Genomic DNA, 26,943 nt, shown 5'->3' with positions numbered 1-26,943 from the left:
ACTACATTCTTGTACCTTAAATCCGTAACTCTCCCTTCTCTAAAGTAAAAAAAAAGAGACTCAACGGGACGCAATTTACGCGTCTTTCGTTGAATCTCCGGCTGTCCAGTCGATTCCAATTGGCTTGTGATTAAGTTCCATATTATTCATGCCATAGTGCCTTGTCAATCAATTTTTATTTTTCACATGGTTTTTATCGGAATTAATTATTTTTAACATATAATTACATTGACTTTACTATAAATTCTATATAGATTGATCTCAATAGGATTAATCACATTAAAAAACTAGGTTTAAGGGGGTATTGGTAGTGAACATAGATAACAACTTATTATCCGCCATCGAAACGAACTGGTATGGATTTGTCGCTTCCATATTTGTGTTTGCAATTTTGTTTCTACTGGCACGTAAACGAATTGGATTTGGCACCCGGGTACTCATCGGACTTGGCATCGGACTTATTGCCGGTATATTCTTTCAATACTTCGATTTAGAGACCAAAGCTATTAGCACATTCGGCAGCATTTATGTCAGCTTGATCCGCATGCTCGTCATTCCTTTAGTATTCGTACTCGTATTAAACAGCATTTCTTCCTTAACCAATCTGGAGTATCTACGCAAAATCGGGATCAAAACCTTCGCCTGGTTCCTCGGAACAACGGGCATCGCTTCTATTATCGGCCTATCCGTTGCGCTGCTGTTCAATCCCGGCCAAGGTATACAACAAGATGTACCCGCAGATTTTGCAGCCCGGGAAATCCCGACCTTCTCCCAGGTTATCCTCGATCTTGTTCCATCTAACCCTGTTAATGAAGCAGCTACGGGTAAGGTTGTGCCTCTACTCATTTTCGCGATCTTCCTAGCAGTGGCTATAATCAAGATTGGCTCCAAGAAACCGGAAGCCGTCAAGCCTGTACGTGATCTTATTGAATCCCTGACACTGATACTGCATCAGGTTGTGAAATTCATTATTCGCCTGACGCCTTATGGCGTATTCGCACTGATTGCCGGAATCACCGCACGTTATGGCTGGGAGACATTGCAGGAACTAGGCAGTGTAATTATAACCTCGTACGTAGCAATGATTATACATTTTGTACTTATCTTTGGCGGATTGGTTCTATTAGTAGCGAAGGTGAATCCAATTCGTTTCTTCCGCAAAGTGTATCCAACCATTACCGTTGCCTTCACAACCAGAAGCAGCTACGCAACCCTTCCGGTCAATCTCGAAGTGATTACGAAGCGGCTTCATGTCTCCCCGCGGATCGCGAGCTTTATCGCACCGTTAGGGGCATCTGTGAACTTTAATGCGTGCGGTGGGATTTGGCCAGCTATTGTGGCTGTATTTACCGCCCAAGTATTCGGTATTGATCTGAACTGGACCGACTATATTACACTGGTATTAGTAAGTATTATTTCTTCCATTGGTGTAGCTGGCGTACCTGGACCAGCCGTAATCTCCACCACAGTAGTCTTAACTGCTCTCGGCCTGCCGCTTGAAGGAATCGCTATCGTTGCAGGTGTTGAAGCGCTCATCGATATGGGCCGTACCGCTGTAAACGCAACTGGAACAGCTGTAACAGCTCTGTTAGTAGCTAATTCCGAAGGTGAATTTGACCGCGAAGCGTTTAATAGCAATGATGACGATGATATTCTCTTGAGCACCGTTTAAAAGCTGAAACTGTAAAAACCTCCGGAATCTGCGTAAAGCAGAGCGCCCGGAGGTTTTTTTTGCATAGATTCCTATTGGATTCATCTTCTTATAGCATACTAATTCTTTCCCGCTTTTTAGCAGAAGCTAGACAAGTCTCGATCAATTGCATGCCCAGCACTGCATCCTCAGGTGCAAATAATTTTTTTCCTGTAAATACTGCGGCGGCAAAATCATCGACCTCCCGTGTATAGGGATTCGCCCCGGTGGCATCAACCCGTCTTACCCCTTCTCCCGTATGCACAAAAAATTCAGCATCCTCATCTCTAGCATTAAAAGGCATAGGCACTTCAATCATTCCATCGGTCCCCAGAATCTCTAACAGCTGGCGGTTATATGCCCACATCCCGCAATCAAAAATCAGGCTTAGCCCCTTCGGAAACTCTACCAGTCCTGAAGCCATCATATCTACGTTGTCATGCTCCGGAGAGAACATAGCATGAACTGTTACGGCTTCTGGCTCAGCTCCGAACAGCAGTCGTGCTGCACTTAGCGGATAACAGCCGATATCATAAAGCGAGCCGCCGCCCCAAGCGGATTTAAAGCGAATATTAGAGGTGTCTGTAGCGTCATTATAAGTAAAAGTGCCTCGAATGGAGCGTAATTGGCCAATTTCTCCGCTAGCGATAATCTCTTGCAATTCCGCAATCCGAGGATGATGCCGATACATATAAGCTTCTGCCAAATGGACTCCAGCATCATTACAAGCTTTTACCATCTCAGCCGCTTCTTCACTGTTCAGCGCGATCGGTTTCTCACATAAGATATGTTTGCCAGCTTCCGCCGCACGGATTACCCATTCCCGATGGAGGTGATTTGGCAGTGGAATATACACCGCATCAATATCCTTATCCGCCAGTAATTCCTCATAGCTGCCGTAAGCTTTATCTATTCCGAACTCTGCGGCTACAGCGCTGCTTTTTTCTAAACCGCGACTGGCTACCGCTGTAATCATTCCCGTCTCCGAATCCATTATAGCCGGCATCACTGAACCTGTCGCAATCTGCGCGCAGCCCATGATTCCCCAGCGAAGTTTTTGCACCATCGTTGCTAACCTTCTTCCTTATAGATTACTTACTATACTTAAAGCCACCTTATCATAGAATGAAACGTTTCTCTAACAGAAAGAAGCCTGCAAATTGCAAAAAAACAGTGCCAAAAGGAGCTCCAACCCCGATAGACACTGCTTTTTTATAAAATATGAATGTTTATATTAGTGCATTTAACAGCACAGCCGCACCCAGCACAACTATACGCGCAAGGTTCATCAATACGAAGTTTTTGACGGCAAGAATAAAGGTACTCGCCTTCTCCTGTTTCTCTGTGAACAAGGCAATATTTCGGCGAAGCGGGATCAGCGTAAGTAGAATCAACAGAACCAGAATAGGGTTAATCCCTAAGATCAGCAGCACTACAAGATCCAGATAAGAGACATAGTAGAGATATTTAAAAAGCACAAGCGCTTTGCGGCGGCCAATGTACACCGGAAGCGTGTACCTGCGATTCTCCACATCCTCATCAATATCACAAATATTATTAGCGAGCATAATCCCTGCGATCCCCAAAATAGCGGGCACGGAAAACCAGAAAAGGTACAGCACTTCCACGATGTTGATATTCAAGCTGACCCAGCCGTTCTGAAGCAGCAGTGAAACCACATGCTCATCCGTATGGATATAGGCAGAGATAAAAATAATAACAAAGCCCATAAACAAACCCGAAAACAGCTCACCTAACGGCATACGCGAGATGGGAATCGGCCCGAACGAATAAAGTATACCGATCAAGAACGACAGTCCACCCAGCAAAAAGACCAGCAAACCCGTCTGAGTGACAAGCGCAATCCCGCCCCCTGCTGCCAGCGCCAGCAAAATAACAATCGTCGCCACGACGGTGCGCTCTTTTAGCTTAAAATGAACAATCGGATTATGCGTTTCGTAGCCGTAGCCGTGGGTTTTGGAGGCTTTTTTGAAATCGTAATAGTTGTTAATCGCCGTCGTCGCCATATCGAAGCTAAGCAAAGACACGAACATCAATCCAAAACGCAATACGTAAAAATCCTCAAACCGGTACAGGGCATACAACGTTCCCATTAGAAACGGAATAATACTGGCTACCTTCGTCGGCAGCTCCACAAATCTTAGAAAGCTTTTAATATTCACACCATACACCCTTATCTGTCAAATGAGCCTGCAAGGCATTACTGTTCAGTTGTTGTAACCGTCACCGGGGACCATTCTGCAATAACTGTTTGTCCATGTACAGACACACTGCCTTCAGGACTCAGATCCTTCTCTGTCATAATTCCGAGCGCTACAGTGAAGTTATTGAATTTAAGCGGTATATTTTTCTCGCGGCGTACTTCCTTGCCGTTCAAATAGAATACAGCCTCATCATTGCCGCGGTGATAGGTAATACGGTACGTATTGAATTCCCGTGGTTTGAAATCCGTATCTTCTTTAAAGATACAGAAATATTTCGTTCCAGTGCTTTCTGGCACTTGTACACCCGGGAACGGCAAAATACCATATACACTAGCATATTTGTCATTTCCCGCGAAGAAATCGAGCGCAGCGCCTGTCGTGAAATCCAGCAGGTTCAGCGATACATATCCATCATACAGATCTCCAGGTGCAGTTCCTTGTGTACGGCAACGAATTTGCAGCTCAATGCTAATCTCTCCAGCTTCCGGAATCTCCACTGGCTTGGCTGAATAATACATGTGCTTGGCATTGTCCAGAATTTGCACTTGATGGTTCTCACGAGATAACTTCGCACGTACATACAAGGTATCATTACGAACGATAACTACAGCTTCCGGCTCACGGTAAGCCCAAAATGATCCGTCAGGCAGTGTAAATCCACCCGTCTTCCAGACCTTTCCTTCTTCTAAAATGGAGTGGAAATCCCCAAGAACCATGCGATTGCCTTTAACTTGTTGTTCTTCTGCCATCAATTCCTTGTCCTTCTTTTCCATGAAAGCTCACTCCTTCTGTAGTCCATCTATTAGTATCAGATCAAGCCTTGAATTAATAAAGTTATTGCCATTACTACTCCGCAGCGGACGGAGGCTTTTTGTGAAGCACCCATCAGCGGGATATAAGCCGGCGAAGCATTATGTTGCTTCAGACTACTGTAAATGCGCAGCGGCCAGAAAGCTGTAACCAGCGCCAGCAGTGCGTAAACAGGAAGTACACCCAACAGCACACAGACTATCACCGAAGCGTAGCCAGTGAAAAGAAGTACACGTGAGAATACAAGCGCCTTTTGTTCTCCCCATACTACAACAAGCGTAAGCTTACCCGCCTGCTCATCCGCTTTCCAATGAAGGAAATGGTGATTAAACAACAATAATGTAGTTAAAAATCCGACAGGTAGCGAGAGAATTACAGGCTTCATGCTGAACTGACCGGTTTGTACGAAATAGGAGCCTAATACAGGCATAATCCCAAAAGCAATAAAAATGGCCATCTCACTATAACCTTTGCCGCGATAGCCATAACGCAGTGGCGGAGCCACATAGAAATAAGCGATTAAAGCACCAACAAGTACAAACCAAAGGATATTCCAACCGCTATATATACTAAGCATCCCACCACAGATAAGGGCAATCGCCAGCATACTCCAGGTCATCCTTGCATAAAAAGACTCCGAGAGGATTCCACCTGTCAGTAGCCCGGAGTTTGTGCTGATTTCACCAGCGGAATTCTTTGCTTCTGTATCGGTTCCGTTGCGGAAGTCCCACAGATCATTCACCATATTGGAGAACAAATGCGCCGAAATCGCCCCTATTAAGGTAAGAATAAATAAAACCGGATGGAATGTCCCTTCCCATACATATGCCCCAACGGTCCCCAAAACAATCGGGATGAGCATAACAGAAAAACTCCAAAACCGGGTCGCCTTGGTAAATAATGTCCATTTGTTCACTTCAAGCTTACCGCCTTTTTCATATGATTTGATAATAATTATCACTGACTATTATACATCAATTTTCAATAGATTGTGAAGATTATCACTGCATATAATGTCTATTCTTGACATAATACTTCCGTTTGTTTGGTTAAGTATCTTGATAATGGAAGATAAAAATGTAAACAATTCCTTATTTCACGCAGGACCCCTATTTTACGACAAAAAATGAGTGTTGTTTTATAGGCAAGCACATACCGATATGATATGATAGGCAAGCCTATGAACAGCGCCCCTTACGGGCTGTTTTTAAGAGCGTAAAACTATATATAATAATGGAGGCTTTTACTGTCATGTCAGCGCAATCCCCTAACACCCAATCTGTCAAAATCGTCACTGCCGACCCTAGCGCCATCGGGCTATTCGGACTGGCTATTGTCACATTGGTCGCTTCTTCACAGAAGCTTGAATTTACAACAGGACTTAGCTACGTTATTCCTTGGGCTATCTTCCTGGGAGCATTCGCGCAGCTATTCGCCGCCATTCAGGATGCTAAGCACAACAATACCTTTGGTATGACCGCCTTTGGCGCCTACGCTTTCTTTTGGTTCGGCATGGCTAGCAGCTGGCTAATCAAGCTTGGCGTATTTGGTCCAACGCTTGCGGAGGCTGTAGATCCTAAGCAGCTCGGATTTGTATTTCTGGGTTACTTGATCTTCACACTCTTTATGACGATTGGTGCCGTTGAGGCAAATAGAGTTCTGCTTATCATTTTTGTATTGATAGATTTTCTCTTTATCGGACTAACCTTTGATTCCTTTGGGATCGCTCCAGAATTCTTCCATAAGCTAGCTGCTTGTGCTGAGCTTGGTATTGGTATCGTGTCCCTTTACGGATGTGGAGCATCCGTGCTAAACGCTCATTTCGGCCGCAGCTTCTTACCGATTGGAGCTCCGCTGGGCATCTTCAAAAAATAGAAATTGTTCTGATCTGAAACTAATACTTTTGCAAGCCGAAAGGATGCTGAGACTATGCATGTCCTGTCCTCTTCTGAATTAGCGGTAACTGCCATTTTCGCCCTTATTCTCGCAGTTATTGCCTACCTGATCATTCGGAATATCCCGAAGATGGTTGGCGATATTGCGGCTTTTCGCAAAAGAACACTGGTTTGGACCCAAGTTTCACTAGTACTTACGGTGCTTCAGTTGAATTTTAAAGCAGGCGATTGGCGCTTTTCTATCGTCCTTGGACTCATCGTGTTATTTACCGGAGCTATTTGGCTGTCCGCCCGTTATTACGACATCAGTCGCAATGCAGGCCCAGAATCTAAAGATCCTGAAGTACATTAGTAAATCTCAAGCTCCCGAAAGGGGGCTTTTTTTTATAATTTCAGAAAGCTTCTTCGCATAGTTCTCCCCACCACAACCATACTAATGACATTCTAATAAAAGTAACGGGAGGATTATCAGGGTGAGCAAAAAAATCAATCTGCTAATGTTCAGTGGGGAATACGACAAAGCGATGGCTGGACTGATCCTAGCAAATGCCGCAAGAGATATCGATGTCGAGGTTACTATGTTTTTTTCATTCTGGGGTCTATTTTTGGTGCGTGATCCGGAGAAGATGACTCTTGAGGACAAGAGTATCTACGAGAAGCTGATGGATGTTATTACACCGAAGGGCCCTGGGCAGCTGCCGCTCTCTCATCTGAACTTTAGCGGGCTGGGACGAATGATGCTGGAGGAAATGATGGAGGAACAAGGCGCACCGAAGCTGATTCATTTTCTGAAAGGGGCTCGTAAAAAAAACATCAAATTCTATGCCTGTAAGCTTTCTGTGGAGATCATGGGCTTTAAGCCCGAGGAACTGCTGCCAGAGGTCGAAATCATCGATGCTGCGGCATATTTAAAAGATGCTTTAGAAAGTGATGTACAGTTATTTATTTAAAGTCTGACTAGGCTTTAACCCAATCCCCCATGCAGGCATATACTGTTGCCATAGAAACTACTGGCACGCCGAAAATACACCCCATTAACTTAGCACTGACGGCGTACGGGCTGGAGGGAATATCCGTGCTAAACATCATCCACGCCTCTTCTGCAGAGACGCCCGCTTCATTACAAGACCATTTTGATACTTTTCGTGGTCACACCATCGGCATTCGGCATCAAATCAACACCCCTTATGGCAGACAGCCGCTTCTGTATGCCGATTGGACCGCAAGCGGGCGCTTATATGAACCGATCGAACGCAAGTTGCAGGAAGCCTTCGGTCCCTACGTCAGCAATCCACATACAGATTCCAACACCACCGGACTAATCATGACGCAGGCTTATAATGAAGCTCGCCAAATCATTAAGAACCATGTAAATGCTGGCCCTCAGGATGTACTGCTCTTCTGCGGCAATGGAACAACAGGAGCCGTGAACAAGCTGCAGCGTATCATGGGATTAAGGCTCCCGGAATGGCTACAGGAACATAATAACCGTGCACTGGAAGACCGCCCCGTTATCTTCACCAGCCATATGGAGCATCATTCCAATATTCTTCCTTGGCAGGAGGGACTTGGTGACGTCGTTACCATTCCCGCCGGAAAGGACGGAAATATTGACCCTCAACAGCTTGAAGACCAGCTGCGACTGTACCCCAATCGCCGTTTCAAGATTGGTTCATTTACAGCTTGTTCTAATGTGACTGGAATTCAGACGCCTTACGCAAAGCTAGCGGCTACTATGCATCGTCATGGGGGCGTATGCTTTGTGGATTTTGCCGCCAGTGCTCCCTACGAGCCTATCAATATGCACCCACCTTCCCCACTGGAGAAGCTTGATGCGATCTTTTTTTCTCCGCATAAATTTCTGGGTGGGCCGGGCACAAATGGCGTTCTAATCTTTGATGAAGCACTGAGCAATGGACGTATTCCTGACGAACCGGGTGGAGGTACAGTAGCCTGGGTCAACCCTTGGGGAGGACGCCGCTACACTAATGCGATTGAGATGCGGGAAGACGGGGGAACACCGGGGTTTTTACAGGCTTTTCGCACGGCACTTTGCGTGAAGCTGAAGGAGCAGATGAATGGAAACGGTCAATATATGGTGATTAGAGAACACGAGCTGTGTCAGGAATTAATGGCAGGACTCCGCAGCATCCCGGAGTGCGCGCTGCTGGCCGGAGATCATACAGAACGTCATGGAATCGTCTCTTTTACACTTCGTGATATCCATTACAACCTCGCTGTTCAGCTGTTGAATGACCGTTTCGGCATACAAGCTCGAGGCGGCTGCTCTTGTGCAGGTCCATACGGACATTACCTTCTTGGATTAGGGTGGACGCAATCCGCTCAGATCGCCGGAGCGATCATGAGCGGCGACCAATCCTTCAGACCAGGGTGGATTCGCATCTCCCTACATCCCATTATGACTAATCAGGAAGTAGAGAGAATTGTATCCGCTGTAAGGAGTATTGCGACCCATGTCCAGCAATGGAAGCAGGACTACCTTTACGATACTTCCACGAACAGCTGGAATCATATCTACGCGCAGCATTCACCCGAGATGAAGCTCCAAGAACTCTTCACCATGTAACAATCTAACTTATCACACGTTGCCCTTCACCATGTCCAAATCGGCAGCACTGGCATTGGAGATGACCTGTTCTACATTTTTGCAGCCCGGAATTACACTGGTTACTGCGGAATGCTGGAGACACCAAGCCAAAGCCCACTGCGCCATATCCAGACCTGACGGCACTTCAGTAGCAGCAATTTCTGCTACTGCGCGCAGCTGCTTTTGTCTTACATCCTCTTTATGGTTAGCTCGCACATCACCCTGAGCAAAAACCGCATCTGGCTTATACTTGCCGCTCAAATAACCACTGGCTAACGGAACGCGAGCTAACACACCTAATTGATGCTCGATGCACAGCGGAAGAATCTCTTCTTCAGGTTGACGATCCAGCCGATTATATACTACTTGTATGGCCTCTGCTTGCACATCCGCTGCCGCAGAGGTCTGGTGCACCCCCGAGCCCGATGCACTGATCGACACACCCAAATGACGGATTTTGCCGGCTTGCTTCTGTCTGTCGAGCATACTCCACAGCTTATCATTATCGAATTGCTCATCCGTTCCGGAATGGAATTGATAGAGGTCAATATACTCTGTTTGGAGTGCGCGGAGGGAGTCGTCTAGCTGCTTAAGCACATCCTCAGCACGCCATAGCTGTTCCCGCTGCAAATGCCCCTGAAAATGATGGCAAAATTTCGTAGCTACAACCCAGTCCTCGCGTTTGCGGCGCGCCAGATAATCCCCGATGAACTTCTCCGACAAGTGATCTCCGTAACATTCTGCCGTATCAATCAGATTAATACCCAGCTCTCCAGCCTTATCCAGCATGGCATCGACTTCAACCTGAGTGAAATCCTTGCCCCACTCTCCGCCAAACTGCCAAGTCCCTAGGCCAATCACCGAGACATTCATTCCTGTACTGCCAAGCTTACGATATTTCATCATCATTTCCTCCTTTATTCTATTTAAATTTAGGGATTCAAGTTAATTCTGACTCTATGCTAAGCTATCTTGTTCCCATCCTGTGCTGTTCTAGCAAAACGCGCTTCGATGGCTTTGACTCCCCATAACGACAGCCCGATAAACAACAGAACATAGATAATCTCCCACGGCTGGCGAATGAAACGTTCCAGATCGTTGCCAATGTATGAAACTGCGAATACCATAATCGCTTTGCCTACCGTGAGCGCAAGAAGATACGAACGGAACCTCATCCCGGCAAGCCCCGCTGCCATATTAATCACAACAAAAGGTCCTACCGGAAATATACTAAGCAGAAAAACATAGCTAAATCCGCTTTGCCGCACCCACGTCATGCTTTTGGCTACTTTGGGCCGCGCTGCCCATTTTCGTAAATAACGATGGGAGGCTACTTTGCGGATAATCCAAAAGGTAGTCACACAGCCTGCAACCAGACCGATCCAAGAATACAAAAAACCTAACCATAAACCATATACGGCCCCATTTAACCCTACGATCGCAATAGTTGGCAGTGGTGGTATAAATGATTTCATAAACGTTAACGCAATGCCCGGAAAGGGCCCAAACGAACGATATTGTTCAAGCAGATGCCGCAGATTATCCTCTGTCAGCCAAGACATAATATCAAGAAAATACATAACCAGCTGATCTCCTCATCCGATTGGAATTCTTAACACTTGGTCTCAATTATACACGAAGTTACGTTCATTCCTACAGTGCCGCCAATATAGAGTGAGCAACCGGGACTAATTAAATGACAGGGAGAAAATTCTTCGTTATTATAGACAAAAATACATATTAGACGGGGGCATAAGGTTATGATCATTCATTCAGAAACGTTGGATCTGCAAACTACCACTGAGCAGGATTTAGCGTTCGTTCTAGCCATTGAACAAAGTGAGCTTAATCGTGCCTATATCGGACAGTGGAGTAAAGAGGAGCACATTACGGCTATCCATGATCCAGATATCCTGCATCTTACAATTTGGGAGAGGTCCGGGAAAAGAGTCGGCTATATCATCGTAACAGGACTTCAAGATATTCATCTTACCGTTTGTATTAAACGAATCGTCATCCATTCCAAGGGCTTTGGGTATGGCAAACTGTCGCTTCGTCTCGTGAGCGACTGGATCTTCCAGCACACCGAGACGCATCGGCTATGGTTGGATGTTAGAGATCACAACCACAGGGCTCGCCATGTCTATGAAAGCTGTGGCTTTACACTGGAAGGGACTCTACGTGATTGTATGAAGGTTGAGGGACATTTTGAATCTCTGCATATCATGTCCATATTACGGTATGAGTATATAGAGCGTGAGCAGCAGCGACAGAAATAGATTAGGGAAATCCTCCCTGATCTTTGGTCTTTCAGGTGCCTATAACTGCAAATCAGGGAAAACTTCCCTAATATTCAGCGAATTTGAGCAAAATCGGCGTATTTCAGTAATTTTTAGGGAGGTTTTCCCTAAATCGTCTATTTGGGGACCCTAATCAGCCACTTTTTAGGGAGGTTTTCCCCAAAAAGTGTATGCCGCGATGATAATCGGCTATTTTCAGAGAATTTATTTCCTCGCCCCCTTTCAGGAGCACAATAAAAAGCCGAGCAGTAGGCCCCCTATCCTGCGCAGGCTCACTACTCAGCTTTCAATTCCATTTCCCTCAAACCTCTCCACTGTAACAACCCGCCTGCTCACCTTCCGCCCTCAGCCCCGCAACCACAAGGGTTGTCACGTACTTACGGGCATCCGCTGTCAGCAGTAACAGCTCTACCGAGCTTTTAGCCGGCTCCCCTCTGACAAACTTTATTCGGGCACCGTCCAAATCCTCTTGGATGCTGGCAATCATATATCCTTTAAAAAGCAGCCCATCAATCTCCTGCTGTTCTTTGGCATATTCCGCAAAAGCAGACATTAGACTACACCTCCGCTGATTTCTGCCTTAGAAGGAAGAGGAGCCTCCGCTGCAAAACGTTTGCGTTTCAAATATTTTCCCGAACCTGCTTTGCCGACAAATTGTTTGTCGCGAATAACAAATTCGCCTCGACTGAGAACAGAAATAGGCTCTCCCTTCACTTCAAAGCCCTCAAACGCACTATAATCTACGTTCATATGGTGCGTGTCCGCAGAAAGGGTTCTTTCTACAGAAGGATCAAAAATGACCAGGTCAGCGTCACTACCTACTGCGACCGTGCCTTTTTGCGGATATAAGCCAAACAGCTTGGCGCTAGAGGTAGCAATAATGTCTACGAATTTGTTCAATGAGATCCGGCCTTTCTGCACACCTTCCGAATATAGAATCGTAAACCGGTCCTCAATGGTCGGCCCACCGTTCGGGATTTTGGAGAAATCGCCCAGCCCCAGATCCTTTTGTCCTTTGAAATCAAACGAGCACTGGTCAGAGCCAATCGTCTGCAAGCTGCCGTTCCATAACGCATCCCACAAAACATCCTGATTCCACTGCTCACGCAGGGGCGGAGACCACACGTATTTAGCACCTTCGAAATTAGGCTTTTCCAGCGCTGTCTGATCCAGTACTAAATACTGTGGACAAGTCTCGCCGTAAACGCGCAGTCCCTTTTTACGCGCTTCAGCAATCTTCCAAGCGGCTTCCGCACAGGTCACGTGTACAACATACAGCTGAGAATCTGTCAGTTCGGTTAGATAAGCTGCGCGTCCCGTAGCTTCACCCTCCAGCTCCGGCGGGCGGGTCAGCGCATGAAAGATCGGATCAGTGTTGCCTGCGGCCAAGGCCTGCTCAACAAGATATTCAATGACATCTCCATTCTCCGCATGCACCATAACGAGTGCACCTTCTTTTTTCGCAGCTTGAAGAGTCTTAAAAAGTGTGCCGTCATCCGCCTGAAAAGTATTCTTATAAGCCATAAATACTTTGAGCGAGGTAATGCCTTCATTCTCAATTATCTCCGGAAGCTCACCCAGTACTTTATCGTTTAATTCTGAGACCATAAGGTGGAAGCTGTAATCAATCACCGCTTTATCCTGCGACTTATGATGCCATGTATCTACGGCTTGCTGTAGCGGTTGTCCTTTGGTGGTTAAGCAAAAATCAATGACTGTGGTCGTTCCGCCATATGCAGCCGCAATAGTTCCCGTCTCAAAATTATCAGCTGTAACCGTGCCGCCAAAAGGCATATCCAGATGGGTATGAGGATCAATGCCTCCAGGAAAAACATAACACCCCGAGGCATCTATAATTTCCGCACCAGGGACATCCAAATGAAGGCCAATCTCCGTAATAACCCCGTTTTCAATCGCCACATCGCCTGTATAAGTATCTGCTGCGGTAACGATGATGCCATTTTTAATAATCTTTTTCATCCTTAAACCACCTCCACTTCCGAATAGGTGCCATTCAAACTGCCGATCACTTTCTGCCGCTGATTCCAGGTCAGTGGAGCTGCCCCGGTATCCACTGGAACCATATCGATCGCGCCGTCTGCTGGACAGACAATAGAACAAAGATTACAACCTACACAATCTTCCTCGCGGACCTGTAGAATAGCTTTCCCATCTGCATTAGTTAACATATCAATACACTGATGTGAAGCATCTTCGCAGGCAATATGGCATTTATTACAGTTGATGCAGTTGTTCTCATTAATACGGGCAACAACCTTATAGTTGAGATCCAGATCACCCCAGTTCGAGTACCGGGATACCGATTTACCGATTAACTCTGTTACAGAAGCCAAGCCTTTGTCATCCAAATAGTTGTTCAGGCCATCGATCATTTCCTCCACAATCCGGAAGCCATGATGCATGACCGCTGTACATACTTGAATGCCCGTAGCACCCATCAGCATGAATTCAACAACATCCTGCCAGGTGGAAATCCCTCCAATACCGGAGATAGGAATGCCTACTCCCCGGTCACGGGCACACTCGGCCACCATACTAAGCGCAATTGGTTTCACAGCCGGCCCGCAGTAACCGCCATGTGCACCCTGACCCCCAACATTCGGAATTGTGTTCCAGCTATGAATATCTACACCAGCAAGACTGTTGATCGTGTTGATCATACTAATCGCGTCTGCTCCACCCTTAACCGCATGGCGGGCAACGACGGTGATATCCGTAATATTAGGCGTCAGCTTCACAATCACCGGGGTCGTTGCAACTTCTTTTACCCAGGTGGTCTGTGCCTGCACCAGATCAGGCTGCTGCCCCGAAGCAGCGCCCATTCCACGCTCAGCCATCCCGTGCGGACAGCCAAAATTAAGTTCCAGGCCGTCTACACCCACATCCTCTACCCGCTTAACAATCTCATGCCATTTATGCTGCGTTGGTTCTACCATCAGGGAGGCTATAATCGCATGATTAGGGAATCTTTTTTTCGTTTCATAGATTTCCTTCAGATTAACTTCAAGCGGACGGTCGGTGATCAGTTCAATATTGTTAAAGCCCGCAACCCGTTGCCCATTGAAATTTACTGCCGCAAAACGCGATGAGGTATTAATGATCGGATCGCCGAGCGTCTTCCACACCGCACCGCCCCAACCTGCTTCAAAGGCCCGCTGCACTTGATAACCTGTATTCGTAGGCGGCGCGGAGGCCAGCCAGAACGGATTCGGTGATTTGATTCCTGCGAGATTAATACTTAAATCTGCCATGATGTTCCCTCCCTGTCATGTAAAATCCAATTTGATTTCTACGCTCAGCCCGCTGATCTAACAACGACCTCCTGCTGGCCTGAGAATTGTTTAACAATCGCATGGGCTGCATCTTTTCCCTGCTGTGCCGCTGACACAACCATGGCCTCACCCTTACCTGAACCAAAAATAATGTCCCCAGCGGCATAAATCTGCGGATCGGAGGTTTGGCAGGTGACCTCATCCACCTTAACAACCCCACGGTCTTGCATAAGACCTAAGGAATCTATTAGATCCAGACGACGCTTTTGACCAATAGCTATTACAACCGCATCTACAGGAATCAAGAACTCAGAACCCTCGATCGGCATAGGTATTGGACGCCCATCTTTGCCCAGCTCCTCCGTCAGCTTCATCTGCACACATTCCAGTGCGGTTACATTCCCAAGCTCATCACCCACGATACGTTTCGGTAAGGTAAGCCAGCTGAACTCCACACCTTCCTGCTTCGCGAATTCATATTCAAAGTCATATGCCGTCATCTCTTCGCGGGTCCGGCGGTAGACCATTTTCACATTGGTGGCTCCCAGCCGCACTGAGCAAGTCGCTGCATCAATAGCCGTATTCCCTGCCCCAATGACAGCGACCCGCTGACCCATCAGCTCTAGCAGAGGAATGCCCGTCTTAGTAGATTCTACAAGCGCAATAGCGTCATAAACTCCAGCCATTTTTTCACCTTCAATCCCTATTGGAGGCACATATCCCATACCCGCTGCCAAAACGATAGCATCATAATTCGACTTCAGCTCATCTACAGAAACATCCACTCCGACTTTTACACCTGTACGTATTTCCACACCCAGCTTCTCTACCTGCTCTACTTCCCAAAGAGATACAGACTGCGGGAGCCGAAACGATACAATCCCATGTGTATCCAGCCCACCCGCTAACGCCTTTGCTTCGTAGATCACAACAGCAAAACCTTCACGGGCGAGCTCCCTAGCCGCAGACAATCCCGCAGGACCACCACCAATTACAGCTACCTTTTTCCCATTAGGGGTGCCAGCCTTAAATAATTGAACTCCGCTGTTCATCGCCCAATCTGTCGCATAACGCTGCAGCAGTCCGATTTGGATCGGCGCCGAGGCATCATTTAACACACAGGCTCCTTCACACAGCTCATCTGTAGGACAAACACGAGCACAACTGGCACCCACAGGATTGGAATCCATAATCGTCTGTGCCGAGCCTTTCAAATTGTCAGTAGCGATCCGTTTGATAAAGGAGGGAATATTAATGCTGGTCGGACATGCTTTTATACAGGGGGCATCGTAGCAATATAGACAGCGATTGGACTCATCCAGGGCACCCTTATGGGTCAGAGGCGGCTCAGCCTCGGCGAAATTGCGCATGAACATATCAGGTGTAAATGCTGTTAACGGAGATGAATGCTCCATCACTAGTCCCTCCTTATGGGTAATTTTTCATATTTGTGTTATATAATATAACATTATTTCAAGTTTTGTCTGAATATTTTGCTTCCATCTTTAATTTATTGTAGTAATATAAGCATTAACAGAAATTATCTCTCAACGTTCTTCCTAATTAGGTTATATATACTGACATCCGTTAATCAAACTATAGTCATTTCGAATTTTCGTTGCATTAGACACTTTGTCTAATTTCAAAACTGTATTTTTTACGTGTGAGAATAGGCTGAGAATAACAGGGCGTTAGCCGAAGGCCAGAGCGCAGAAGATCGAGGGGGAGTAACTATGGACTGGGAGCTTGTATTAACCATTCGTGACGCTTTAAAAAGACCACTATTCGCAGAAGCCGAGGTGCTCGGCGGGAAAAGCGGCCTAAGCCGTGCCATTCGCTGGGTGCATGTACTGGAAAGTGCCAACTTCGAGACTCTGATTCATGGCGAAGAAATGATTTTGACTACGGGGATTGGTGCAAGTGTCGATCTCCCTTCCTCCTTGGAGTTTATGCAGAACCTGATCGACAAAAATGCAGCTTGCCTATGTATTGAGTTAGGTACGTATTTCAGCACCATCCCGCAAGAGATGATCGACTTAGCCGACAGGCATGACTTTCCGCTAATCATCTTCACCCGCACGGTTCGTTTCGTAGATATCACGTTGGATCTTCACTCGATTATCATTAACCGGCATCACCGGATGCTCCAAGAACTTGAAAAAATCTCACGTGAATTCCACCGCCTGACCTTAACTTCACAAGGAACGCTGAAAGTGCTGCAATTATTGTGCAAAAGTACCCGCACACAAATAGTCTATATGCAGCTGCAAGGCAAACCCTTATTTTTCCCGGCACTTCCGCCGGAAGAGCAGGCTCCATTGCTGAATTTTTTCACCGCCTTCGGCGACGAGCTGGAAGGAATTCAACCTGACGTTGCCCCCTATATCCGGGAATATGGACAGAAGACCATCGCCCTCAAGCCTGTAGGTGCGCTGGATCAGACCTGGGCTTACATTCTGATGGTATGCAATCACAAACCACAGGAGTTCGACTGTCTGCTGCTGGATTCCGCCTCTTTGTCCATTGCACAAGAGCTGCTGCGGACGCGGTATATGGAGGAGCGTAAGCTTTTTTCAGAAAATCTATGGGTCGACGAGCTGATCAATGGCCGCATTGAAGATGATAACCGCTTAAAGGGCCTGATCGGCTCCAATTTCAACGTGGTCAACGAGCTCCCTTACCGTGTATGCCTTATAGAGATCAAGAACCCCAGAGATGTAAAATGGAACAGCTCGGAGAACGAACGGGAGTCCATTACCTTCCACCTTTCGCTCATCCTGCGTTCCATCTTTGAGAAATATTCTTTACGTCCGCTGATCACCCTTAAGAACAATCGCCTCACCGTCATCGCCCTCGATATCCAATCGAAAATGCCTGGAAAAATGCGACTTCAACAAGCACTTGAAGCCCTGCAGAACATCCGCTCCGATGAGAAGCTCAAGGATTTGCAGCTCGTCATTGGAGTCAGCAAATCGCATAAGCGCCTAAAACGAGCCTATTCCGGTTACCAGGAAGCCCTACAGGCATTGTCGTTATACTCCTGTTACCAGAAGTCACTACTCTTCTATGAAGAGCTGGGTGTATTCCAGCTGCTGTTGAGCTTAAATGACGGAAAAACGTTGCAGAACTTCATTCGCAGTTATCTCGGCCCGCTAATCGACCACGACCAAACCAAAGGCAGCGAGCTGCTGCTTACCCTTCGTGTTTATCTGGATCATGATGGTTCCAAACAAATTGCCGCTCGAAACCTATTCATTGTCAGACAGTCCCTTTATTATCGCCTGGACAAAATAACAGAGCTACTGGGTGAAGACTTCATGCAGCCAGAGAATCGGATCTCCATTCAAGTCGCCCTGCGCGCTTACCAATTTCTATATCCAGACAAAATCACTTTACCTAGCCCCCGTTCAGCACAGATTTAAAGGTATCGATAATAAATTCTATATCTTCATCCGTGGAGGATAACGGCGGGGCGAAGGTAAGCACGTTGTTGAACCCAGCTACGGTATCGCCATTTTTACCGATGATAAGCCCCTTGGACTTACATTCGGCAATAATCCCCTTCACAATATTCAGATCAACCGGTTTCTTGCTGACCTTGTCTTCAACCAGCTCAATCCCTGTCACCAAACCAAAGCTGCGGACATCACCTACAAGCTTGTGATCAAGCAGCTCAGTAAATTCTGTATTTATTCTTTTACCTAAAAGATCCGCACGTTCCACCAGCTTCTCCTGCTCGATAATTTCCAGATTACGCAGCGCCAGCGCACAGGAAGCAGGGTTACCACCAAAAGTATTCACATGGCGAAAATGCCCATAGTCATCGCTATTGTCCTTAAATACCTCATAGATATCCTTACGAACAGCAGTGGCAGATAGAGGAAGATAAGCGCTAGTCAGTCCTTTAGCCATCGTTACGATGTCAGGCTTCACATTAAAGTTGTGATGACCAAACTTACGTCCAGAACGTCCGAATCCACAAATCACCTCATCCATAATGAGCAACACACCGTGCTTACGGCAGATTTCCTGCACCCGATCCAAATAAACCTGATGCGGTACAATGACGCCACCACCCGTAATTACAGGCTCCATAATCACCGCAGCTACCGTCTCCACGCCTTCCCAGATGATCATATCCTCTATGGACTGTGCACACTGGAGGTTGAATTCTTCCACAGTCATCCCGACCGGGCGGCGATAGCTGTCCGGGGGAGCTACATGCAGAAAACCACCCGCCAACGGTTCATATTTATATTTGCGCTGGGCCTGGCCCGTTGCAGATAATGCCCCAAGTGAACTGCCATGGTACCCACGATAACGGGCAATGAATTTATGGCGATAATGCTGGCCGATTTGCTGCTGGTACTGGCGGGCCATTTTGAAAGCAGCCTCATTGGCTTCCGATCCACTATTGGAAAAAAAGATCACATAATCGTCTCCGAGCCACTCATTCAGCTTCTCCGCCAGCGCAATCGCCGGGAGATGACTTTGTGTCAGAGGAAAATATGGCAGGGTCAGCAATTGATTGTAAGCAGCTTCCGCCAGCTCCTTGCGCCCGTATCCCACATTTACACACCACAGGCCAGACATCCCGTCCAAAAATCGATTGCCCTGTATATCTGTAATCCACGACCCACTTGCCGAGGCGGCAATCATAGGCGGGTTCTTTTCACTATAAGGCGTAATGTTGTGCCATAAATATTCCTGATCCTTCTTCACCGCAAGCTCACTATCGTTCCCCAGAATCTGCATAACATTTTCTCCTCTCAGCAGTTCATTTTCTCTAATAACGGGCAGTGATCATCTTTTTACGCGTATAGAACTCCACCCCATCACGGCCATTGGCATGCAGGTCTCCATAGAACGATTTCTTATAACCCGAGAAGGGGAAAAATGCCATGGGGGCAGGCACACCCAGATTCACACCCAACATCCCTGCATCAATTTCTTCCCGAAATTCACGGATCGCCTTTGCGCTATCTGTATAAATGCACGCCCCATTCGCGAATGGGGACTGATTCGTTACCGCAATCGCTTCACTCAGACTTTTCACACGAATCACAGACAATACCGGCGCAAAAATTTCATCCTTCCAGATAGTCATTCCCGGCTGTACATGATCAAATATCGTCGGCCCGATAAAATAACCCGTACCACCTGTAGCCGCATCCTTCCGCCCATCTCTCACAAGCTTGGCTGCCTCAGCTTCACCAGTCTCAATGTAATAAAGCGTCTTCTCCTTATTCGACTGGCGAATTACCGGACCCAAAAACACCCCGTCATCGGCGCCATTACCAATCTTAAGCTCATCCGCAGCCGCAGCCAGACGACCCACTAGCTCGTCAGCGATATCCTCATGAACCACCACAACCGAGCACGCCATACAACGCTCACCTGCCGAACCAAAGGAAGCCGCAATGATATTTTTGACCGTATTGTCCAGCTCCGCATCAGGCAGCACAATCGAGTGATTCTTGGCTCCAGCTAGCGCCTGCACCCGTTTTCCCTGCGCCGTCCCTGTCTTATATACATATTCCGCAACCGGCTGCGAACCCACGAACGAAATCGCCTTCACTTCATCATGCTCCAGCATCCCATTCACAACCTCGTGCGCCCCATGTATCACATTCAGTACACCTGGAGGAAAGCCCGCTTCGGCAAATAACTCTGCCAATCGATTAACAAGCAGCGGCGTCCGTTCAGAAGGCTTCAGCACAAAGGTATTTCCACAAGCGATGGCAAGCGGAAACATCCAACAAGGAACCATCATCGGAAAATTAAACGGGGCAATCCCCCCGATAACCCCCAATGGATAACGGTACATCCCGGATTCAATTCCGGTAGCAATGTCCGGAAGCTGGCTGCCCATCATCAACGTGGGGATGCCTGCGGCAAATTCCACACACTCAATTCCACGCTGCACCTCACCTTGCGCCTCTTCCAGACTTTTTCCATTCTCCAGCGTAATCAGCTCGGCCAGCTCATGCCAATGCTTTACCAGCAGCTGTTGATATTGAAAAAAATAGCGGGCACGACGCGGCACAGCGACCCTTTTCCACGCTTGAAATGCCGCCGCAGCCGCTACTACCGCCGCACCCAGCTCTTCCTTACTGGAAATGGGCACATAAGCAATCACTTCACCCGTCGCCGGATTATAAACCTCTTCATCTCGCCCGGACGACGATTCTACCCAAGCTCCATTCACATAATTCTTAACTCTTTCAGCCTGCGTTACTAGGAGAGACATAGCTCGCACCTCTTTCTCTGTTTCAGATGCACTGATGGACTGCTGATTATAATAGATGACCGCCAGATCAGGCGGCCATCCACTATAACATTAAGCTCAATTGGTTATTTTGCCGCCATTTCTACGATTTCGTTCGTATAAGCCTCATCTACCTTAACCGGTTCTTTAATGACACCAAATTTAAGCGAAATATCAGCGGTTTGCTGGAACGCCGCCGCATCGGTATATCCCATCTTGGCACTGTCAAAGCCTTCAGGCAGAATCAGCTTGGCAACCTCAGTCATCATTGTCAGCTGATGTTCCTTCGTCGTACTGCCGTCTTCCGCTTGTTTCATCACACTGTCCACGGCAGCTGCAGGATCAGCAATTGCATCTTTCCAGCCCTTCAGGGAGGCACGTACAAACTTTGCTGCAGTCTCTTTATTCTCCGCAAGCCATTCCTTATTCGCGAACAAGTTATCCTCAAGCATCGCAACGCCTTCTGTATTCATGTCGATGACGTTCAGATCCTCAGCCTTAATACCTGACTCCAACACCACTTGGTACTCGTTATAAGTCATCGCTGAGGCCGCATCGATCTGATCGCCCAAGAACTGATCCATCGTGAACCCTTGCTTCGTAAAGCTTAGATCCTTATTCGGATCGAACTTATATTTATCGAATAACGCTAATAGTTCAAATTCGTTGCCACCCATCCAGTTGCCGACTTTTTTACCCTTAAGATCAGCGGCTGAATTAATGCCAGCAGTTTTTTTGGAGACCAGGACCAATCCGCTCTTTTGATAGATTTGCGCGATCTGCACCAGCGGCATTCCCTCTTCAAGACTCGGCAGCAAGCTGGCTACCCAACCCACACCGATATCTGCGGAGCCACCTGCCACTTGCTGTTCCGGAACGATATCAGGCCCACCCGGCAGAATTTCTACATCCAAGCCTTCTTCCTTGTAATATCCTTTATCCTGCGCCACAAAATACCCAGCGAATTGCGCCTGCGGCACCCATTTCAGCTGTAGCTTCACTGTAACTGGATCAGCAGCCGGTTCAGTAGCAGCACTTGCGTCAGGAGCTGCTGAAGCTTCAGGGGCAGTCGTAGCTTCAGCTGCCGAGTTATTATTGTTGCCACCGCAACCCGCCATTAAAGAAACACTCAACATCATCACGATTGCCAACAAACCACCACGAAATTTGCGTTTTTTCCCGTTCATCAATCGAACTCCCCCTATCGTAATTTAAGTTTGTAACAAGCACAGTATGGACAATCATCGTGGTGCGTTTATGCATACAGCCGTGGGCGGTTTCTCTTTTCCATTCCCACTATGGCCGGATGTAATGAGGGGAAGATTAAGTACGCTGCGAAGGATGCCACTTAATGAATACTTTCTCCAGCCGCTCAACCACTAAATAGAAGAGCACGCCTGCAATTGCAGCCAACACAATACAGGACCAACCCAGTGGCATTTTGGCAACTTTAATGGAATTGGAGAGCAGATATCCAAGCCCTTTTGAGGAGAAAAAGAATTCCCCAACAATGGCGCCAATCATACTGGCAGTAGCATTAATCTTGAGTGCTGTAAATACATAGGGCAGACTGCTCTGAATCCGCAGATAACGGAACACTGCCGGTTTACCTGCCGCATAGGAATGCATCAGATCCAGCGCCAATGGATCAATCGCCGCCATACCTTTATAGGCGTTGATCGCCATCGCTGCCATTGTAGTTGCTGTTACTATGGCAATTCGTGAGCCTATCCCATCTCCAAACCACAAATTCATGATGGGCGCGAGGGCGACGATAGGCACAGCATTTAGGGCGGCAACCAGCGTCAAGCTTCCACTCCCCCAGCGCGGCCAAGCTGTCGCGACTAAAGCGATCAGGAAGCCGATAGCAGAACCAACCAACATTCCCAGCACAGCTTCAGCAAGAGTGTATCCGGTATAGGACAGCAACAAGCTGAAATTATCTCGCATGGTTTCGGCGATGGCTGTAGGCAGCGGGAGTTGATATTTTTTCAGATCAAAGATCTTATGAAAAAATTGAAATTCCCATAGTGCAAGAAATAACAGACCTGCCAGTACAGGCAGCAGCACCCCTGCGCTAAATATCCTCTTCAGCATCCGTGAGCCGCCGCGACTCGCCGTAGCTTCCGCAGGTTTCGGAACGGCTACAGCATTCTTTGGTGTAGCCGTTAGCGCCGGCTGAGCCATTTCTTTACCAGTAGAGCCTATAAACGTGGTCTCCCGAACGGAGTTAGTTTCCATTAGCGGCTGCCTCCTTTCGGACGATATTCAGGCTGCCAAGGCGTTACCAGGCGTTCTATCAGACTGATTAACCAGTAGCTTACGATTCCCAGCAAGGCACCCACAATCACCGTAGACCAGAACATATAGGTGTGAGAGCTTCCATAATAGAGATTGCGCAGCATAATTACACCAATGCCATGCTGGGCACCCATAAGCTCCACCAGAATAGCTCCAGTCACAGCAAGTGGGGCAGCTATCTTAAGCCCACCGAACAAACCCGGCAAAGCCGCCGGGAATCTGAGTTTCCAATAGACCGCCCAAGGTTTCGCCGCGTAAGAATGCATCAATTCGAGCGCTGATGGATCTACACTCCGCAAGCCGCGCAGCATGTTCAGAGCCACGGGGAAAAAGGTGATATATCCCGAAATAATAATCCGCGAGGTCTGCTCATCGCGCACAATCCCGTAGATGATGGGCGCCAACCCCAGAATCGGAATCATCTGCGAGGCAATAGCATAAGGAAAAGTTAATTGCTCTATTGTCTTCGACAAGCTCATCAGCACCGCCAATGAGGCACCAGCTACCGCTCCAATCAGGAAGCCAACACCAGCATTACCGAAGGTCGCAGCCCCCTCCTTCAAGAGCGTGTCTCCATACTGCCATAAGGTAGCTAACACCTCATGAACATATGGCAGCTTGGACTGTGCCAACGGCGTCTCCACCACATGGAGCAGCATCCAGGAAGTCCCTTCCCAGACTAGCAGCAGGCCAAAAATCCAGACGAACAACGGCAGCAGACGGCCTCGCACAAAGATACTGCCCCCTTTCATCACTACACCCCTTCGAAGCTGTCGCGAATACGTGCGATCAGTTCGAAAAACTCTGGGCTATTTCTCATTTCCGCCGTTCGCGGACGTGGCAGAGGAATTTCGACCACAGCGGACAAGCGACCTGGATGCGGGGAAAGGACAAACACCCGGTCAGAGAGGAATATAGATTCAGGAATACTATGAGTTACAAAAACAATTGTGTTCTGCACTTTACTCCAGACAGACAATAACTCTTCATTCAATCGCTCACGCGTAAATTCATCCAGCGCAGAGAACGGCTCATCCATGAGCAGAATTTCCGGCTCCATCGATAGCGCTCTGGCAATCGCTACACGCTGCTGCATCCCGCCGCTGAGCTGCCACGGATATTTATCCGCAAAGCTCTGCAGCCCCACCAGATCAAGAAGCTCCATCGCCTTTTCCTCACGGATTGACTTCTTTACCCCCATCAGCTCCAGTGGCAATGTGATGTTATGCTTCACTTTTCGCCAGTCGTATAACACTGGACTTTGAAAAACAATGCCATATTTTTGCGCCAGCCTGGCTTCTCTGGCACTTTTCCCAGCTACCACAATGTTCCCGCCTGTTGGTGCTATGAGATCGGCCATCAGTCTAAGCAGCGTCGTTTTGCCACATCCGGAAGGTCCGAGCAGGGAGACGAACTCCCCTTTTGCAATATCAAGACTCACCTGATGCAGGGCAAGCACTTCCGCAGCTTCTGTCCGATAACGCATTTCAACATTCTCCAGCTGAATCTCAGGAATATTTGTCGCTAGTGATGACATCCTCAGTCCCCCCTTTTCAAAATAAGCCATGTTTATAATGTTATATAAACTGACGCTATTTAGATAAAATAAAGAAAACTTCTATTGCATGTAGTATTAACTAACATGTTACACGCTGCTCACTGGACTCTCACTAGACAATTAGTAAAATAGCTCCTGTTAAATTGCGTCATTTTGTCTAGGAGACATTTTTTTCACCACAAACCCGAAGTATTTTTTTTATATCCGCAGATATGTGGTAATATTTATCCATATCTTTCCTCGGTAGGTGACAATAGACCCATGGGATCTATAATCTCGAATTATATTGTAATTGTTGCTATATCAGGTGTGCTGAGTGTCTTACTAGCCCTTTTCGCCTATTATAAAAAAACTGATTTCTTAGGAATCAGGGCTTTTGTTATAAGCTCCTTTAACTCTGCTATTTACACCTTCGGTTTCGCATTAGAATTATCGGGGAAAACTCTGGAGGAAATCAGCTTCTGGATTAAGTTAGAATATCTGGGGATGCCCTTTATTGCGCCGGCTAGTCTAATCATGGTGATCCATTTCGTTGGGCTGGAGACGCTGTTTAAAAAAGGCATACGGGCGGCGTTATTTATCATTCCATTCATTACAACGCTGCTGGTCTGGACCAATGATTACCATCATCTCTTCTATAAATCCATTTATTTACGGGAAAATACGCCCACCCCACTCGTTGATGTTGTGATGGGACCTTGGTATATCGTTCACGGCAGCTTTACTTTCGGCTGTCTGCTGGCAGCCATTTGCCTCATGATATGGCAGTGGAACCGGATGAAAAGGGTATACCGCAGGCAGATCATCACAATAATAATCGGGTTAAGCCTTCCAACCCTCGGCGCTTTTTTGTATCTGATAGGCTTGACTCCTTACGGAATGGATCCCGTCCCGATCATTATGAGCCTAACCTCCTCCCTATATATTTGGGCTATTTTATCCCGGGGCATGTTAACGGCTGCACCTATTGCTCGTGAGAATCTGTTCGAGAGCATGCGGGAGGGAGTACTTGTCACCGACCGCTCGGACATGCTCGTCGATTACAATCGTGCAGCCGCGGATATGATAGAGGGGCTCAACTCCTCATCGATTGGCAAACCGCTAGCACAATTGTTTCTTAACGCAGGCAAAGATGCCTTGTCCTATGTGATGGATGCCGAGCCACTGTTGCGCGAAGAACGGGAAGTGGCTTGGAACAAAGCAGAGGAGATCTGCTATTATCAAATCCGCTCCTCTCCGGTACAGAAACAAGAAGGGCACATAGCAGGACAGATGATCATGCTGATTGACGTGACTGAACGAATACTGCTTCAGGAGAAGCTACGTCAATTGGCTACGATGGACAGCCTTACGGGTATCTATAACCGCTCCTATTTTTTGGAGCTTAGTCAAGCATTGCTTGCCCGGGCTGGCAGCCTGCGAAGCTCATTATCTATGATTTTGCTGGATGTGGACTTCTTCAAGAGCATTAATGACCGCTATGGGCATCAATATGGAGATCAAGCTCTACAGCATATTGTCCAAGTGTGCAGCAGACATCTGCGGGAGGGAGATCTCTTTGGCCGTTATGGTGGCGAGGAATTTGTGATCTGTCTGCCAGAGACGTCGCTGAAGCAAGCAGCATTGCTCTGCGAAACTATCCGCGCGGATATTGAACAAAGTACCTTATTTACCGTCATCGGGCCCATTAATGTGACCGCAAGTTTTGGAGTTGTGGAGGCCCTAAATCCAGAGGCCACTCTAGAAGAACTGCTATCTGAAGCCGACCATGCTCTGTATAGCTCTAAACGGAATGGACGCAACGCTGTGCATCTCTCCCAAAGGTCAGAAATCATTCTTTTCAAGCCTGTTTAATGACAATCATGTCCCTTCCTGCGCATTCAACAACTGGCCTTATTTTTCATAGTCTGTTTTTAAGTTTAATAAGAGTTATCTGAAAAACTAATCAGAGTGTTGAGAGTAAAATTTGCTTGATGGGATATGGAGGCGTAAGAA

At 47.3% G+C, this 26,943-nt stretch carries 24 protein-coding genes; 8 read left to right on the top strand and 16 right to left on the bottom strand.

Annotated elements, in window-relative coordinates; genetic code table 11:
- Positions 1–316 precede the first annotated feature (316 nt).
- Entirely contained in the window at positions 317–1,672 is a 1,356-nt protein-coding gene (locus tag MKY14_RS28470; protein WP_036682429.1) for a dicarboxylate/amino acid:cation symporter, read from the top strand.
- 88 nt (positions 1,673–1,760) lie between these two features.
- Here MKY14_RS28470 and MKY14_RS28465 read toward each other — a convergent pair whose 3' ends face one another.
- The 4 genes from MKY14_RS28465 to MKY14_RS28450 all read right to left on the bottom strand — a co-directional run bounded on the left by MKY14_RS28465 (position 1,761) and on the right by MKY14_RS28450 (position 5,641).
- The gene (locus MKY14_RS28465) at positions 1,761–2,756 is read right to left on the bottom strand and encodes a Gfo/Idh/MocA family protein (protein WP_280753195.1); all 996 of its coding nucleotides are present in this window, start codon (positions 2,754–2,756) and stop codon (positions 1,761–1,763) included.
- Positions 2,757–2,919: 163 nt separating this feature from the next.
- A complete protein-coding gene (gene menA, locus MKY14_RS28460) occupies positions 2,920–3,873 on the bottom strand; it encodes a 1,4-dihydroxy-2-naphthoate polyprenyltransferase (protein ID WP_076124015.1) in 954 nt (317 codons plus the stop codon).
- 38 nt (positions 3,874–3,911) lie between these two features.
- Complete coding sequence (locus MKY14_RS28455; protein ID WP_248548951.1) at positions 3,912–4,688, bottom strand: DUF6081 family protein; 777 nt, start codon at positions 4,686–4,688, stop codon at positions 3,912–3,914.
- Between the two features lie 35 nt (positions 4,689–4,723).
- Positions 4,724–5,641 (bottom strand): prenyltransferase, encoded by a 918-nt coding sequence (locus MKY14_RS28450; protein ID WP_340977879.1) that lies wholly within the window; start codon positions 5,639–5,641, stop codon positions 4,724–4,726.
- A gap of 335 nt (positions 5,642–5,976) precedes the next feature.
- Between MKY14_RS28450 and MKY14_RS28445 the strand changes: the two genes are divergently transcribed.
- From MKY14_RS28445 to MKY14_RS28430, 4 genes are all read left to right on the top strand, one after another.
- Positions 5,977–6,600, top strand: coding sequence for an acetate uptake transporter (locus tag MKY14_RS28445; protein WP_036682044.1), 624 nt, complete (start codon positions 5,977–5,979; stop codon positions 6,598–6,600).
- A 54-nt stretch (positions 6,601–6,654) separates the two neighbouring features.
- Positions 6,655–6,972 (top strand): hypothetical protein, encoded by a 318-nt coding sequence (locus tag MKY14_RS28440; RefSeq protein WP_076124017.1) that lies wholly within the window; start codon positions 6,655–6,657, stop codon positions 6,970–6,972.
- Positions 6,973–7,093: 121 nt separating this feature from the next.
- Complete coding sequence (locus MKY14_RS28435; protein WP_036682046.1) at positions 7,094–7,570, top strand: DsrE/DsrF/DrsH-like family protein; 477 nt, start codon at positions 7,094–7,096, stop codon at positions 7,568–7,570.
- 125 nt (positions 7,571–7,695) lie between these two features.
- Positions 7,696–9,207 (top strand): aminotransferase class V-fold PLP-dependent enzyme, encoded by a 1,512-nt coding sequence (locus MKY14_RS28430; protein WP_076124020.1) that lies wholly within the window; start codon positions 7,696–7,698, stop codon positions 9,205–9,207.
- Between the two features lie 12 nt (positions 9,208–9,219).
- Here MKY14_RS28430 and MKY14_RS28425 read toward each other — a convergent pair whose 3' ends face one another.
- The gene (locus MKY14_RS28425; RefSeq protein ID WP_340977877.1) at positions 9,220–10,131 is read right to left on the bottom strand and encodes an aldo/keto reductase; all 912 of its coding nucleotides are present in this window, start codon (positions 10,129–10,131) and stop codon (positions 9,220–9,222) included.
- A gap of 59 nt (positions 10,132–10,190) precedes the next feature.
- Positions 10,191–10,808, bottom strand: coding sequence for a TVP38/TMEM64 family protein (locus MKY14_RS28420; RefSeq protein ID WP_036682051.1), 618 nt, complete (start codon positions 10,806–10,808; stop codon positions 10,191–10,193).
- 180 nt (positions 10,809–10,988) lie between these two features.
- On the opposite strand from MKY14_RS28420, the gene MKY14_RS28415 reads away from it, so the two are divergent.
- Positions 10,989–11,507, top strand: a complete 519-nt coding sequence (locus tag MKY14_RS28415) for a GNAT family N-acetyltransferase (RefSeq protein WP_076124023.1) — start codon at positions 10,989–10,991, stop codon at positions 11,505–11,507.
- Between the two features lie 322 nt (positions 11,508–11,829).
- On the opposite strand, the gene MKY14_RS28410 is transcribed toward MKY14_RS28415, so the two are convergent.
- The 4 genes from MKY14_RS28410 to MKY14_RS28395 are packed head-to-tail and all read right to left on the bottom strand — an operon-like array spanning position 11,830 to position 16,236.
- Positions 11,830–12,081: a hypothetical protein gene (locus tag MKY14_RS28410; RefSeq protein WP_076305801.1), complete on the bottom strand. Its 252-nt coding sequence runs from the start codon at positions 12,079–12,081 to the stop codon at positions 11,830–11,832.
- On the bottom strand, positions 12,081–13,508 hold the full coding sequence (hydA, locus tag MKY14_RS28405; protein WP_340977873.1) for a dihydropyrimidinase: 1,428 nt from the start codon (positions 13,506–13,508) through the stop codon (positions 12,081–12,083). Before hydA ends, MKY14_RS28410 begins: the two co-directional genes overlap by 1 nt.
- A 2-nt stretch (positions 13,509–13,510) precedes the next feature.
- Positions 13,511–14,800 (bottom strand): NAD-dependent dihydropyrimidine dehydrogenase subunit PreA, encoded by a 1,290-nt coding sequence (gene preA / locus MKY14_RS28400; RefSeq protein ID WP_076099706.1) that lies wholly within the window; start codon positions 14,798–14,800, stop codon positions 13,511–13,513.
- 44 nt (positions 14,801–14,844) lie between these two features.
- Positions 14,845–16,236, bottom strand: a complete 1,392-nt coding sequence (locus MKY14_RS28395; RefSeq protein ID WP_340977871.1) for an NAD(P)-dependent oxidoreductase — start codon at positions 16,234–16,236, stop codon at positions 14,845–14,847.
- A 318-nt stretch (positions 16,237–16,554) separates the two neighbouring features.
- Here MKY14_RS28395 and MKY14_RS28390 point away from each other — a divergent pair, with 318 nt between their 5' ends.
- Positions 16,555–18,243: a PucR family transcriptional regulator gene (locus MKY14_RS28390; RefSeq protein ID WP_076278287.1), complete on the top strand. Its 1,689-nt coding sequence runs from the start codon at positions 16,555–16,557 to the stop codon at positions 18,241–18,243.
- On the opposite strand, the gene MKY14_RS28385 is transcribed toward MKY14_RS28390, so the two are convergent.
- From MKY14_RS28385 to MKY14_RS28360, 6 genes are all read right to left on the bottom strand, one after another.
- Entirely contained in the window at positions 18,218–19,576 is a 1,359-nt protein-coding gene (locus MKY14_RS28385) for an aspartate aminotransferase family protein (RefSeq protein ID WP_312149343.1), read from the bottom strand. The two genes, MKY14_RS28390 and MKY14_RS28385, sit on opposite strands and share 26 nt — an antisense overlap.
- A gap of 31 nt (positions 19,577–19,607) precedes the next feature.
- Entirely contained in the window at positions 19,608–21,071 is a 1,464-nt protein-coding gene (locus MKY14_RS28380; protein WP_340977868.1) for a CoA-acylating methylmalonate-semialdehyde dehydrogenase, read from the bottom strand.
- A gap of 104 nt (positions 21,072–21,175) precedes the next feature.
- Positions 21,176–22,276 (bottom strand): ABC transporter substrate-binding protein, encoded by a 1,101-nt coding sequence (locus MKY14_RS28375; RefSeq protein WP_076278284.1) that lies wholly within the window; start codon positions 22,274–22,276, stop codon positions 21,176–21,178.
- Positions 22,277–22,412: 136 nt separating this feature from the next.
- Entirely contained in the window at positions 22,413–23,330 is a 918-nt protein-coding gene (locus MKY14_RS28370) for an ABC transporter permease (RefSeq protein ID WP_081390534.1), read from the bottom strand.
- A complete protein-coding gene (locus MKY14_RS28365) occupies positions 23,330–24,142 on the bottom strand; it encodes an ABC transporter permease (protein ID WP_076191718.1) in 813 nt (270 codons plus the stop codon). The genes MKY14_RS28370 and MKY14_RS28365 overlap by 1 nt, the downstream gene beginning before the upstream one ends.
- A 2-nt stretch (positions 24,143–24,144) precedes the next feature.
- Positions 24,145–24,927, bottom strand: a complete 783-nt coding sequence (locus tag MKY14_RS28360; RefSeq protein ID WP_036682061.1) for an ABC transporter ATP-binding protein — start codon at positions 24,925–24,927, stop codon at positions 24,145–24,147.
- A gap of 282 nt (positions 24,928–25,209) precedes the next feature.
- Between MKY14_RS28360 and MKY14_RS28355 the strand changes: the two genes are divergently transcribed.
- On the top strand, positions 25,210–26,802 hold the full coding sequence (locus tag MKY14_RS28355; RefSeq protein ID WP_340977867.1) for a histidine kinase N-terminal 7TM domain-containing diguanylate cyclase: 1,593 nt from the start codon (positions 25,210–25,212) through the stop codon (positions 26,800–26,802).
- The last annotated feature ends 141 nt before the right edge of the window (positions 26,803–26,943 follow it).

The organism is Paenibacillus sp. FSL R5-0887 (assembly GCF_038002305.1).
GTDB classification, from domain to species: domain Bacteria; phylum Bacillota; class Bacilli; order Paenibacillales; family Paenibacillaceae; genus Paenibacillus_AQ; species Paenibacillus_AQ odorifer.
This window is presented reverse-complemented; position numbering and strand designations above follow the sequence as displayed.

Excerpts from the sequence above, each read along its gene's own strand:
- MKY14_RS28440 (WP_076124017.1), top strand. The coding sequence starts at position 6,655 with ATGCATGTCCTGTCCTCTTCTGAATTAGCGGTAACTGCCATTTTCGCC.
- MKY14_RS28390 (WP_076278287.1), top strand. The coding sequence starts at position 16,555 with ATGGACTGGGAGCTTGTATTAACCATTCGTGACGCTTTAAAAAGACCA.
- MKY14_RS28410 (WP_076305801.1), bottom strand. The coding sequence starts at position 12,081 with ATGTCTGCTTTTGCGGAATATGCCAAAGAACAGCAGGAGATTGATGGG.
- MKY14_RS28370 (WP_081390534.1), bottom strand. The coding sequence starts at position 23,330 with ATGGAAACTAACTCCGTTCGGGAGACCACGTTTATAGGCTCTACTGGT.
- MKY14_RS28445 (WP_036682044.1), top strand. The coding sequence starts at position 5,977 with ATGTCAGCGCAATCCCCTAACACCCAATCTGTCAAAATCGTCACTGCC.
- MKY14_RS28455 (WP_248548951.1), bottom strand. The coding sequence starts at position 4,688 with ATGGAAAAGAAGGACAAGGAATTGATGGCAGAAGAACAACAAGTTAAA.
- MKY14_RS28355 (WP_340977867.1), top strand. The coding sequence starts at position 25,210 with ATGGGATCTATAATCTCGAATTATATTGTAATTGTTGCTATATCAGGT.
- MKY14_RS28420 (WP_036682051.1), bottom strand. The coding sequence starts at position 10,808 with ATGTATTTTCTTGATATTATGTCTTGGCTGACAGAGGATAATCTGCGG.
- MKY14_RS28385 (WP_312149343.1), bottom strand. The coding sequence starts at position 19,576 with ATGCAGATTCTGGGGAACGATAGTGAGCTTGCGGTGAAGAAGGATCAG.
- MKY14_RS28380 (WP_340977868.1), bottom strand. The coding sequence starts at position 21,071 with ATGTCTCTCCTAGTAACGCAGGCTGAAAGAGTTAAGAATTATGTGAAT.
- MKY14_RS28415 (WP_076124023.1), top strand. The coding sequence starts at position 10,989 with ATGATCATTCATTCAGAAACGTTGGATCTGCAAACTACCACTGAGCAG.
- preA (WP_076099706.1), bottom strand. The coding sequence starts at position 14,800 with ATGGCAGATTTAAGTATTAATCTCGCAGGAATCAAATCACCGAATCCG.
- MKY14_RS28395 (WP_340977871.1), bottom strand. The coding sequence starts at position 16,236 with ATGGAGCATTCATCTCCGTTAACAGCATTTACACCTGATATGTTCATG.
- hydA (WP_340977873.1), bottom strand. The coding sequence starts at position 13,508 with ATGAAAAAGATTATTAAAAATGGCATCATCGTTACCGCAGCAGATACT.
- MKY14_RS28465 (WP_280753195.1), bottom strand. The coding sequence starts at position 2,756 with ATGGTGCAAAAACTTCGCTGGGGAATCATGGGCTGCGCGCAGATTGCG.
- MKY14_RS28360 (WP_036682061.1), bottom strand. The coding sequence starts at position 24,927 with ATGTCATCACTAGCGACAAATATTCCTGAGATTCAGCTGGAGAATGTT.
- MKY14_RS28365 (WP_076191718.1), bottom strand. The coding sequence starts at position 24,142 with ATGAAAGGGGGCAGTATCTTTGTGCGAGGCCGTCTGCTGCCGTTGTTC.
- MKY14_RS28425 (WP_340977877.1), bottom strand. The coding sequence starts at position 10,131 with ATGAAATATCGTAAGCTTGGCAGTACAGGAATGAATGTCTCGGTGATT.
- MKY14_RS28375 (WP_076278284.1), bottom strand. The coding sequence starts at position 22,276 with ATGAACGGGAAAAAACGCAAATTTCGTGGTGGTTTGTTGGCAATCGTG.